Below are 12,184 nucleotides of genomic sequence, written 5' to 3' on the forward strand. Positions count from 1 at the left end.
TTAAATGGTTTTTGTGTTAATTATTTCGTAGGAGTATTCCATTAAGCTATCAATCGATTGATTTAGACTACTAAACCGTGGATCTGTCGCTGAACCCTTTACCCATCTGTAATAAATTTGCTGCATAACCACAGCTGTTTTAAAATAGGCAAAAGCAAGGTAAAAGTGTAACGCTGGAATATCTCTACCTGACTTCAAGGCATAACGCTCAATCAGGTCGTTTCTTGAAAGGAAGCCAGGTTGGGATGTAACCGAAGGCAGGCTCGTTTTCAACTTTTCACTGTCACCTGGTTCTCTCCAATAGCTTAGTGAGATAGCCAAATCAAAAAACGGATCAGCGATGGTAGACATTTCCCAGTCAAAAATAGCCTCTACCTTCCCTAAGTTTTGACTTGAGAACATCATATTGTTCATTTTATAGTCATTGTGTATAACAGATTCTCCATAAGATAAGGGAATATTGTTACTAAACCACGTGGCAAGCTTATCAAACTGGGGTACTTCATGAGTTTTACTATTCTTATATCGTTTTATCCAGCCATGTACCTGTCTCTCAATAAACCCCTGAGGTCTTCCAAATGACTCTAATCCGATTTCCTTATAATCTAGTTTATGTAACTCAGCAAGAGTATCAATAAATGCATAGGAAATCTGACGGCCCCTCTCTTCTGTTAAATCAATACCCTCTGGTAAACTTGTATCGAAAACGATTCCTTTCTTTCGTTCCATTACATAGAACGGCACACCAATTACTGATTCATCATCACAAAACAGATAGGGTTTTGGAACAAAGGGAAATACTGGATATAATTTGTTTAATAGTGATGACTCTCTTTCCATATCATGTGCTTTAGGCGGCAATGGTCCACCAGGAGGGCGGCGCATAACAACTTCCACACTTCCACAGCGAATAAGGTAAGTCCAATTGGAAAATCCAGCAGAGAATTGATTTACCTCAATCGGTTGGTTGGGCCAATCAGGGAAATTTTTTAACATAAATGCATGAAAATTTTCCTCGTTAAAATCCTCTCCTTTTCGTATGGAAGTAATCACATCATTTTGATTTTCCATCTTATTACCACCTTTCATCTATTTAAATTGTTTTATAATTTACCTTATCAAAAAGATTCTCAATTTGTTAGACAAGGAGTAAGCAGCAAACAATCTTGGTTATTTGCTGCTTATCCTTTTTTCACAAACTATTAATTGATTCTTTCAATAATAGTGCCATTGGCCATTCCGCCGCCCTCACAAATTGCTTGAAGACCAAACCTTCCTCCTGTTCTCTCCAATTCATTCATCATGGAGATCATCAATTTGGCACCCGTAGCTCCAAGCGGATGTCCCAATGCAATTGCGCCGCCATTTGGATTTAGTTTCTGAGGATCAGCCTTTATCTCTTCTAACCAGCACATTGGGACCGAAGCAAAAGCTTCATTTACTTCATACGTATCCATGTCCTCAATAGTCAGGTTTGCCTTTTGCAGAACCTGTCTGGTTGCTTCAATCGGGCCAGTCAACATCAATGTAGGATCAGAACCCACAACTGCCCTGGCAACAATTCGGAAACGCGGCTTTAATCCTAACTCCTCGGCTTTTTCCCTGGACATCAACAGGACGGCAGCGGCTCCATCGCTCATTTGACTAGAATTGCCGGCATGGATTTTTCCGTTCTCCATAAATGCCGGTTTAAGTGTTGCTAGTTTTTCAATGGTTGAACCCTTGCGCGGCCCTTCATCCTGTGTAACAACCGTTGTGGTCCCATCCTCTAATGTTACCTCTATTGGCATGATTTCCCGGTCAAAACGCCCTTCTTCTTGGGCCTTAAGTGCACGATGATGACTTTCTAAAGAAAATTCATCTAATTGACTTCTCGTAAATCCCCATTTGTCTGAAATCCTTTCGGCAGATAATCCTTGGTTAATCATCTCATACCTAGTTGTGATTTCATCACTCCAGGTGGAATTTTGGCGTGTTGATCCCATTGGCACCCGTGTCATGCTTTCCACACCGCCCGCTATCACAATATCCATGTCCCCGCTCATAATAGCTTGGGCCGCGAAATGAATAGCCTGCTGACCGGAGCCGCACTGACGGTCGATGGTGGTGGCTGGCACGTGAATAGGGAAGTCCGCCATCAATACAGCAGTCCGGGCAATATTAAAGGTTTGTTCTTCTATTTGCGAAACACAGCCCATAATGACGTCTTGGACCATTCCCGGATTGATGCCAGCCCGGGTTACTAATTCCTTCAGCACTTTAGCGGCTAATTCATCTGGGCGAACAGTGCTTAGTAGGCCCTTTCGTTTTCCAACAGGTGTTCTGACTCCCTCAACAATAACAACTTCTCTCATTTTTCACGCCTCCGAAATGGTTTAATTTTTTTACAATCCAATCCAACTCTTCTAGTAATCTATAAAAAGCGCAAAATCTCTACTGGCAATCCACGGTTGGGCACCATAAACTTTTCTCTGGGGAAGATATGCTTATGCATAATATCCTTTGCTTTTTCGAGCATGATTTCCTTCTCCTAGGATTCGGTGAAATCAAACACTTTATTCACTCCCTTTTCGGAATGAAGTTTATGTATGACCTAATTCCAAGGAGTATAATCATTCACCCCATGGCTAGGCCTAAATATTGCTTCTAACCATTTTTAAATGTTTTATAGCCCCATCCGCTTTGCAATTATGGTTTTCATGATTTCATTTGTGCCGGCATAGATCGATATGGCTTGAACATCTCTAAACCTTCTGGCAATCTCGTATTCTTCCATATAACCGTAGCCCCCATGCAGCTGCATACATTGAGTCGCGACCCTTTTGGTCATTTCGGTTATCCACCATTTCGCCATTGATACCTGTGTGACGACTTCCTTCTTATTAATATGATTGACAATCAAGTCATCTACAAATGTTCTCGCTATCTGAATCTCTGTTGCCATTTCAGCGAGTTTAAATTGTGTATTTTGAAATTGGCTGATTGATTTTCCGAATGCTTTTCTTTGTTTAACATAATCAATGGTTATTTCGAGCATTTTTTCCGCTTGGGCTACGCTTCCAACCGCAACTAGGAGCCGTTCCTGCTGTAGTTTTTCCATTAAATAGTAGAAGCCTTTTCCTTCCTCACCCAGTAGGTTCTCTGCTGGGACCCGAGCATCCTCGAAAATAAGTTCAGCTGTATCGGAACAGTACTGTCCTACCTTTTTCAGCTGCCTGCCTTTTGAAAAACCAGGAGTATCACGTTCCACTACAATTAAACTAATTCCCTTATAGCCGGGTTCAGCTTTTGTGTCGGTCTTGCATGCCACTACGAATAAGTCACCTGTGATGCCGGTTGTAATAAATGTTTTCTCACCATTTAATATATAGTAATCTCCATCTCTAACAGCCGTGGTCCGGATGCCCGCAACGTCAGAGCCTCCACCCGGTTCTGTCATAGCAATTCCTGTAATAATATCACCGCTTATGCAGCCTGGCAGCCAGCGCTCCTTCTGCTCTTCATTGCCAAACGTATTAATGTATGGAACGACAATATCATTATGGTTATTAATTCCAACCAAACCGCTGCCTACTCTTTCCAATTCCTCGTTGATAATAATAGAATAGCCGAAATCAGCATTGGCCCCGCCATATTTCTCATCCACCCACGGACAAAGAAAACCTTGTTCTCCCATCTTCTTCCAAAATGACCGAGGAATCCTTTTTTCTTCTTCCCACAGCTCGAAATAAGGAATCGCTTCTTTTTCTAGAAACTTCTTTAAGGCACGTCTAAAGATTTGATGTTCTTCATTTAAATAGGTTGGACTCATCATTCTGCTCCTTTTATTAAAATTTAATTCTAAGCGCTTTCAACTAAACTTCTACTTTACTAAAATGGTTACACAGGAGTTTCCTCCAGCCCCTTCGCTGTGGCTTAAAGCAACCTTTGCTCCTTGCACTTGATTAGGACCGGCTTCTCCCCTAAGCTGCCAAGTAATCTCCGCAATTTGTCCAAGAGAGGATGCTCCCACTGGTTCCCCTCTGGAAAGGATTCCTCCGCTCACATTGATGGGGATTCTGCCTCCAAGAGAAGTCTCACCGGCCAACGCCCTTGGCCCTCCCTCTCCGATTGGGCAAAAGCCTAATGACTCGGAATAGATAATTTCAGAACCGGCATCTACATCTTGGATTTCAGCTACATCTATATCCTCAGGTCCCAGCCCGGCCATTTTATAGGCAGATTGTGCTGCCCTCTCAGCTAAGAACGGATAGGAGGCCTGTGCCGGTGCTGATACAGCGGGTACGAACATATCCCTTCTTCTCCTTGTTTCCAGAACAGAAGCGGCTATTGTCACATAATTTTGGGTAAATCGCTCTGCGGTTTCCTTATTGCAAATAACGGCTGCTGCTCCACCATCATTCGGGGCACACAGCATATACAGTGTCAATGGATCACAGACCATCCGTGCTTGGAGGATTTCTTCAACTGATAATTCTTTTCGAAACATGGCATATCGATTATGAACAGCATGTTTATGACTTTTATAAGCAATATGAGCGAGTTGTTCTTTGGTTGTACCATACTTCACCATGTGCTCATGAATATTTAGGGCAAAATAAAGCGGATTCGCCCCTAACCCTGTAGATTCCTGCCAATGGTCATAACCTGCCCCATGCAAGAAGCCTCTCGGGCTTTTCTCAAAACCAACCGCCAGGACGATATCGTACTGACCGGATTTAATGGCTTGGTATGCCAAGCGCACCGCGGAAGCCCCGCTGGCACAGGCATTTTCAACGTTCACGATTGGAATGCCTGGTAATCCTAACCTTTCCAAGACATTGTGACCAGATGCTGATACTTCATAAACATTGGCACAAAATGCCGCCTGAACATCCTTCATATTCATATTTGCATCCTTCAATGCACGCTGTGCCGCAACAGATCCTAAAGTGCGGTAATCCTTGTCATTGTATCTGCCAAACTCGTGCATACCCACGCCTGCGATGACGACCTCTGTCAAGCTAATCCCTCCCTGTTATTGAACGGGTTTAAATTTATATGTCAAATATTCTTTTTCATCTTCTATAAAAGCGGTATCCATGACGATTTCGATATCCATGCCCGGAATTAAACGGTCAATGTTCTTTTCCGTCATAACTCCTAAAATTCGAATGCCCTCAGGAAATTCTACAATCCCAACAGTATATGGAACCTCCCCTTTGAAACCCGGCGGAGGTGATGTGATTCCCGTAAAACATACTAGTTTACCTAATGAACTGATTGTTTTCTCTTCCATGGTATCTGTACAGCATTCAGGACAATAATCTTGCTTGGGGAAAACTAATTCTCCACATGCTGAACAACAAGAAACAATCAGCATAGGTGATGGGGATGTAAATTGAAATAAGCCGTCTTTCACAGGTACTTTTACTAAACCTTCCATTAATGTTCATTCCTCCTTTATTAAGGATCATCCATTCTAAAGTGGTTTTATCTGCAACTCACTCCAGTAATTTAAAAAGTGAATCAACTTTCAATATTAGTCACATCCTTCCAAATTAAAACCAAAATGAGGGGGTGCCCTCCGTGATTATTGCATTTTCAAAGATATCATGATTGAAGCGCTTTCTTTCACCTGATATATGAATCAACTTTCAAGTTATAACTTAATTTTAATAACCGAGTTAATTATTGTCAATATTTTTTCTGATAATTTAGAATTATCGAGACAAAATATAGTAGATCTTCACCTATACAGGGTAAGATCTACTATATTTTCATTTCTTTGTTTTAGTTCCGCCAGACTACAGCGTAAACGGCGGTTCTACTCCTTCTTCTTTCATAATACGCAGGAATCCATCCATTAACTTTTGTCCATCATAGCCTTTTTTGTTTGCTTCGTTGATCCATTGCTTCCAAACTCCCTTTGCCGGTTCCATAAACCCTTCTATATCTTCATTATTTGGTTGGATAATTTCACCTTTCCCTTCCACTTCTTTTGATAGCTGGTTTATGGCCTGGTCCATTGTTTTCAAAAAGCTTCCTTGCCATAGCTCCATTAATTTAGGACTGAATTCCTCGTCAAAGCGCTTCTGCATATCTGGAGATAAATCATTGTATTTATCCAAATTCATGATGGCAACTGCAGAAACCCCTGATATCGGCAAATTGGTTATATATGGTGCTGGCTCATAAATCTTAGTGGAATAGGCACCCGCAGGAGCATAAAGGCTGACATCCAATGTTTTCCTATCAAGAGCAGAATATAAATCTTCGATGGCCACCGATACTGGCGTGCCGCCCCAGCCTTTAATAATTGGATCCCAGTTAGCTCCTTGCAGTAGAATCCGTTTCCCCTTAAGGTCCTTGACTGATTTAATAGGTGTTGTGCTAAATATGGTTAATGGATCACTAGAATAAACCCCGAGTAACTTTACACCCATTTTTTCAAATTCTTCTTTTACATATTCATTGACAAATCGCTCTGCCACTTTTACTTTTTTCTGATAGTGATCTTTCGCATTAATGAAAGCAAATGGCAAATCTAAAACGGTCATTTTAAATAGTGGTGTATCAGGATAGTACTGGGCTACAGTGTAACCAATATCATAAACCCCGCCACTTACATCCTGAAGTGATTGTTGAGAACCGCCAAGCACCGATCCCCCTTGCACATCGATATTTACCACACCATCTGTTTCGTCCCCAACTAATTTTGCCCAAGGTTCAAAAGCGTTTGTTTGTGTATGATGGGTTTCAGGAGTCCAGGATCCAAATTTTAAAGAAATCGATTTCTGTTCACTATTTCCCTTTTCTTCACCTTTGGTTTCATTTCCTGAGGAAGGATTCCCTCCACAAGCTGCTAAAGCAAAAATCATCACCACAAGTGTAAAAACTGTAAATGTTAATTTAATGGTCCTATTCATCCAACGCACCCCTCTTTTTTATATTTTAAATATTCTGAATTATACAGACAAAAATTTTTAGTATCTTGTACGCCTGAAGGAAAAGTGAAACTGCAGAGAATCCACTTTTCCTCTCAAGTTATGAATCTTAAGATACTTGTAACTTAAAAATTTACTACACTATGGCGCTGAAATGCCAAATTTGACAAAATCCATTATGTCATCAATTAATTTATCGTCAATTTCTTTTCCATCCCATAGTATCCATTTCATACCTAGGTAATTTGTAATTCCCATGAAGCTGTAAACGAGCATTTCAGAATTAAGGCTTCTAATTTCCCCTTTTTCCATTGATTCTTCAATCCGGTTAATATAGGACTTTGCAAATTTTTCCATCGTCTTCCGATGCAGTTCTTTATCTACAAATTCTGCTTGAGGAAATAGACTGTACCAATAAGGGCGTTTTTTTACAAATTCAAATAAGGCTTTAAAGCCTGCTCTTTCAATCTCAATCCGATTGTCAATTCCTTCTGTTCTTTCTTTGATAAACAATAATAATTCCCGTTGCATCTCCCAAATAAGTGCTTCAAATATTTGATATTTGGACTCAAAATAAGTATAAAAATTTCCAAGTGAAACCCCAGCATTTTGTGTTATTTCGGTAATACTGCTTTGATGATATCCATTTTTTCCGAATATATATTCTGCAGACCGTAATAGCTTATTTCTAGTCTGTATTCCTCGATTGGTTTTTGGTTTGAGATGATCAATTGACACTTAAGGTGCCACCTCCAAAAAATTATAATATGAATCAACTTTCAATTATTATGATAAAAAAAGAGTTTGTTTTGACAAACAATCCTACAGTGGTTGCTGCTTTCTAACCATTAACAACACTTGAATCGGGTTTCAAATTCATTGTATATAAACAGGTAAGCGCTGTCAATTTTATTTTCCGAATGCTTACATTTCAAGTATATTTATTCCGATAAGATCTCTTTTTAAGATTTTTCCGATGGAGGATTTCGGCAGGGAATCTATAAATCTTATGATTCGAGGGATCTTATAATGCACCAGAAATTTTTGACAATGGTCTTTTATATCATTTTCGTTGAGGGGATATTTGCAAACGATAAAAGCAGCTACCTCTTCTCCTAACCGATTATCCTCTAATCCGATGACTGCACATTCGACAATGCCATGATGCTTGTACAGTACCTCCTCTATTTCTCTGGGATAAACATTATAACCTCCACGAATAATTAAATCCTTTTTCCTGTCAACGATATAGAGATAGCCTTCTTCATCTTGATAGGCAAAATCACCAGTATAGACCCAGCTGTCTTGAATCACTTCATTTGTCTCTGTTGTGTTATTATAGTAACCTTTCATTGCATTGGGTCCTTTGAACACCAATTCACCGATTTCACCCTGAATAACCTCTACTCTATCATCGCTCACTATTTTGACCTCTACCCCTGGAATGGGTAAACCAACCGAGCCTATTTTTTGTTTACCCTTGTAGGGATTTGTTGTGATTTGAGCTGTACTTTCTGTCTGACCATAGCCTTCCAAAATATCAACCTTCATCAGTTCCTTTACCTTTTTGATTACTTCGGTTGAGATACTGGCTCCTCCCGACGCGCAAATTCTTAACGTAGAAAAATTCAAATCACTGATAATGGGAGATAGGACTAACATGGTGTACATTGTTGGTACACCAAAGTACATGGTGATTTTTTCATTAACAATGGTTTCAAGGACATCATCAGCATGAAACCGCTCTTGTATATGAACGGTTGCGCCTTGTACAAACGGAGTCAGCATGCATTGAAGATTTCCATAGACATGAAATAACGGCAAGGTACAAAGGACACGATCATTGGAAGATACTTGCAAAATAGCCGCTTCAGTAATAGATAGCCAATTCAAGTTTGCGTGTGTAATCATCACCCCTTTGGGACGGCCCGTTGTACCTGAAGTATATATAATGTGTGCTGTATCATCTGGATTGCACCGGACCGGTAGAAAGTCAGCTCTCGATTGTAGCAGGTCATGCCCTTTTATAACATTTGTCAGATTGATATTCTTTTCGAAACAAACTATTTTTTCTAGTGTCTTAACTTCATTTGCTATTTCCATGACCGTAGAAATTCCAAGACCATCTGTTAAAATACCAACTGAATCAGAATTATTTAGTATAAAGGTTACTTCATTTGCTGTAAATAATGGATTAATGGGTACTACAGTTGCTCCGATTGACAATATAGCATAGTAAGAAATGATATATTCAGGGGAGTTTTGCATCATTAAACCAATATTTGTATTTCTCCTAAATCCTTTTCGGTTCAGCCCATCAGCCAAACGTAAAACATCTTTTATTAACTCTTCGTATGTGATGAGTTGGTTTTGAAATTTAATGGCAGGCTGATGAGGTAACCGATTGGCTGTGGAAATTAATAAATCAACAATATTCATCCCATTCCTCCTTTACATCACCAATCTATTCAGCTGTAACACCACCATCAATACTAATGGTTTGGCCCGTCATGAAATTAGAGGCATCGGAAGCTAAGTAAAGTGCCATACAGGCAATATCACTTGGCGCTCCTAATTTTCGTAGAGGGATCATTTTCAGCATTTTCTGCAGGAGACGTTCATCTCCAATTTCTTCCGTATTGATATCGGTACTAATTAGTCCAGGAGCAATACCATTAACAAAGATTCCATATCTGGCCCATTCCGAGGCTAGTGATTTTGTTAAATGTATGACAGCCGCCTTACTTGCACCATATGGGGCAATACGTTTAAACGTCTTCAAGCCACCTATTGATGAAACGTTAATAATCTTACCATTTCCTTGTTCCATCATGATTTTTGCTGCTTCCTGACAGGAAAAGAATAATCCCTTAATATTAATGTTAAACATAAAATCCCAATCATCACTGGTAACTTCAACAGATGGCTTCGTAATACTTACACCGGCATTGTTTACGACAATATCCAATTGCCCAAATTCCTCGACAACCGTTTTATACATGTTTGTAATATCTTCTAAATTAGCTATGTCGCATCTTACACCTAATGCCTTCCCGCTCTTTTGAATAACCTCTTCTGCAGCGTTGTTACAGTCATCTATATTTCTGCTTGCAATGACAACTGTGGCTCCCTGGGCAGCATATGTGTTTACAATTTCTTTACCTATGCCACGGCTCCCGCCCGTAACTAAGGCGACTTTTCCCGTTAAATCGAAAATTGCATCCAATTAAGTAAACCTCCTACTAATTAATTATGATTTTTGATATTACTTTGGACATAAACGAAAAGTGAATCAACTTTCATAATTAATTTTAAGTCCCAACTATCAATCTTGTCAATTTAAATATTGAATATTATAACTTTTCAAAATTATCTGCATAGGTTCTTAGTTTTGTCTTTAGAATTTTTCCTGAAGCATTCCTTGGTAACTCTTCTAAAAATTCAACATAGCGCGGTTTTTTATAGCTGGCACTTCTTTCGGAACAATAGTGAATAATTTCCTGTTCAGAGAGTTTCTTTCCTGGTTTTGGAACAATGTATGCTTTGACCGTTTCACCCCACTTTTCATCTGGGACTCCAACTACAGCTGCATCAAAGATATCTGGGTGTGTATATAATACTTCCTCAATTTCCTTCGGATAAATATTCTCCCCACCGCTAATAATCATGTCCTTTTTACGATCTACCACTGTGAGATACCCATCTTCGTCATAGGTAACGAGGTCGCCACTATGAAACCAACCACCTTTAAAGGCTTCTTCAGTAGCAGCCGGGTTATTATAGTATTCCTTCATAACAGTGGGTCCTCGATAAATGATTTCTCCTACTTCCCCCGGACGGCAATCATTCATATCTTCATCTACTACCCTTATTTCAATATTTGAAAATGGAAGCCCAACGGACCCGGATTTAATGAGAGAATCACCAGCCTTCAATGTGGAAGTACTAAAAGTCTCCGTATGCCCAAAAGTATCGTAAACGTTTGCATTTGGAAAGTGTTCCATCAATTTTTTCTTAAGCTCAAGTGGTGTAGTTGCAGCAGCTGTGCAAATAACTCGTAATCTCCCAACATGATAATCTTGAAAATTAGGGACCTGTAGTAATAAATTCCACATAGACGGAACCATAAAGGCATAGGATACCTTCTCTGCATCAAATGTTTCCAGTACAGCATTCGGGTCAAATTTACTGTGAATAATGGACGTCCCGCCAACTAAAACAATCATGGTCATAGCAGAAATTCCGCCAACATGAAACAGCGGGGTCGTTATGAGCTGCACTTCATCCTTGGTAAGACCACATTCTAGTGTCATATTAACAGCATTCATAAATGCATTTTTGTGAGTAAGCACAGCCCCTTTAGGCCTTCCTGTTGTTCCGGAGGTATACACGATAAGCAAGTCATCGTCATCTTCCAGATATTCCAGTTTCGGCTGTAACGTGCTTTTAAACATGCTATCATAAAATAGGAAGCCATCCTCTTTTAATGCATCATACGGATCAACAATTACCACGCCAGATAATTTTGGAAGTTTACTGCGAATTTCTTGTATTACATAGGTAAAATCATCATGAGCAACGAGTATTTTAACATCGGAATTACCCAATATGTACTCTACTTCACTTTTTTGCAATCTAAAGTTCACAGGAACAATGACGGCCCCGATTCGGGCTAGAGCAAAAAATACCTCAATAAATTCAATAGAATTATAGAGCAGTACGCCTACTTTATCACCCTTGAATATTCCCCTTGATTGGAACCATCCGGCTATGTTGTCAACCCTGCTTTGAAGCATCCCATAAGTCATCCGGGTATTACCATGTACTAAAGCAGTTTTTTGAGGAAATCGACGTGCTGATCTATTTAACATTTCATCAGCTAATAATTGCTTTGCTCTTTGATATTCCATCATTTATCCACTCCTCCATTTTGGTCATAACCTTCGTTTAAAGGAAATAAATAATCATATTTTCCCAATCCCACCTTTTTATGGGGATAATTATATCTGAATATTCAGTATACATCAAGCTACATCCTTGCATCAGAGTTTTTTCTTATCATGTATGGCATTAAAACTCCTCCTCCAATTTTTTATAGGTACTTTGTATCAATTGCTTTTTTACGACAGAAGGTTATTCATTTATTTAGATTTAAGGTAATGACATGAGTACTTAAACTCCAAATAGAACGATACTAATAAGTCCGTCGCGCTACCCTACCGTATATGTCATTACCTTTTGGGCAACAAAAAAATCCA

10 protein-coding genes are annotated in these 12,184 nt (G+C 39.5%); all 10 read right to left on the bottom strand.

Annotated features, from left to right (window positions below; genetic code table 11):
* The 10 genes from M3234_RS14595 to M3234_RS14640 all read right to left on the bottom strand — a co-directional run bounded on the left by M3234_RS14595 (nucleotide 1) and on the right by M3234_RS14640 (nucleotide 11,839).
* Nucleotides 1–1,071, bottom strand: coding sequence for a phosphotransferase family protein (locus M3234_RS14595; RefSeq protein ID WP_262305421.1), 1,071 nt, complete (start codon nucleotides 1,069–1,071; stop codon nucleotides 1–3).
* A 131-nt stretch (nucleotides 1,072–1,202) separates the two neighbouring features.
* Nucleotides 1,203–2,354 carry a thiolase family protein gene (locus tag M3234_RS14600; protein WP_262305422.1) on the bottom strand — a complete coding sequence of 384 codons (1,152 nt, stop codon included), beginning with the start codon at nucleotides 2,352–2,354 and terminating at the stop codon, nucleotides 1,203–1,205.
* A 311-nt stretch (nucleotides 2,355–2,665) separates the two neighbouring features.
* On the bottom strand, nucleotides 2,666–3,811 hold the full coding sequence (locus M3234_RS14605) for an acyl-CoA dehydrogenase family protein (RefSeq protein ID WP_262305423.1): 1,146 nt from the start codon (nucleotides 3,809–3,811) through the stop codon (nucleotides 2,666–2,668).
* Nucleotides 3,812–3,862: 51 nt separating this feature from the next.
* Complete coding sequence (locus M3234_RS14610; RefSeq protein ID WP_262305424.1) at nucleotides 3,863–5,002, bottom strand: thiolase family protein; 1,140 nt, start codon at nucleotides 5,000–5,002, stop codon at nucleotides 3,863–3,865.
* 15 nt (nucleotides 5,003–5,017) lie between these two features.
* The gene (locus tag M3234_RS14615) at nucleotides 5,018–5,425 is read right to left on the bottom strand and encodes a Zn-ribbon domain-containing OB-fold protein (protein ID WP_262305425.1); all 408 of its coding nucleotides are present in this window, start codon (nucleotides 5,423–5,425) and stop codon (nucleotides 5,018–5,020) included.
* Between the two features lie 361 nt (nucleotides 5,426–5,786).
* Nucleotides 5,787–6,908, bottom strand: a complete 1,122-nt coding sequence (locus tag M3234_RS14620; RefSeq protein WP_262305426.1) for a TRAP transporter substrate-binding protein — start codon at nucleotides 6,906–6,908, stop codon at nucleotides 5,787–5,789.
* A gap of 159 nt (nucleotides 6,909–7,067) precedes the next feature.
* Nucleotides 7,068–7,664, bottom strand: a complete 597-nt coding sequence (locus M3234_RS14625; protein WP_066304189.1) for a TetR/AcrR family transcriptional regulator — start codon at nucleotides 7,662–7,664, stop codon at nucleotides 7,068–7,070.
* A gap of 186 nt (nucleotides 7,665–7,850) precedes the next feature.
* Entirely contained in the window at nucleotides 7,851–9,365 is a 1,515-nt protein-coding gene (locus M3234_RS14630; protein WP_262305427.1) for a class I adenylate-forming enzyme family protein, read from the bottom strand.
* A gap of 25 nt (nucleotides 9,366–9,390) precedes the next feature.
* Nucleotides 9,391–10,152, bottom strand: a complete 762-nt coding sequence (locus M3234_RS14635) for an SDR family NAD(P)-dependent oxidoreductase (RefSeq protein WP_262305428.1) — start codon at nucleotides 10,150–10,152, stop codon at nucleotides 9,391–9,393.
* Between the two features lie 127 nt (nucleotides 10,153–10,279).
* Nucleotides 10,280–11,839: a class I adenylate-forming enzyme family protein gene (locus tag M3234_RS14640; protein ID WP_262305429.1), complete on the bottom strand. Its 1,560-nt coding sequence runs from the start codon at nucleotides 11,837–11,839 to the stop codon at nucleotides 10,280–10,282.
* Between the last annotated feature and the right edge of the window lie 345 nt (nucleotides 11,840–12,184).

Source organism: Neobacillus niacini (assembly GCF_023715785.1).
Taxonomy (GTDB): domain Bacteria; phylum Bacillota; class Bacilli; order Bacillales; family Cytobacillaceae; genus Neobacillus; species Neobacillus niacini_E.

Bases quoted from the DNA above. Each gene is read 5' to 3' on its own strand.
- M3234_RS14600 (WP_262305422.1), bottom strand. From the start codon at position 2,354: ATGAGAGAAGTTGTTATTGTTGAGGGAGTCAGAACACCTGTTGGAAAA.
- M3234_RS14605 (WP_262305423.1), bottom strand. From the start codon at position 3,811: ATGAGTCCAACCTATTTAAATGAAGAACATCAAATCTTTAGACGTGCC.
- M3234_RS14615 (WP_262305425.1), bottom strand. From the start codon at position 5,425: ATGGAAGGTTTAGTAAAAGTACCTGTGAAAGACGGCTTATTTCAATTT.
- M3234_RS14640 (WP_262305429.1), bottom strand. From the start codon at position 11,839: ATGATGGAATATCAAAGAGCAAAGCAATTATTAGCTGATGAAATGTTA.
- M3234_RS14620 (WP_262305426.1), bottom strand. From the start codon at position 6,908: ATGAATAGGACCATTAAATTAACATTTACAGTTTTTACACTTGTGGTG.
- M3234_RS14630 (WP_262305427.1), bottom strand. From the start codon at position 9,365: ATGAATATTGTTGATTTATTAATTTCCACAGCCAATCGGTTACCTCAT.
- M3234_RS14595 (WP_262305421.1), bottom strand. From the start codon at position 1,071: ATGGAAAATCAAAATGATGTGATTACTTCCATACGAAAAGGAGAGGAT.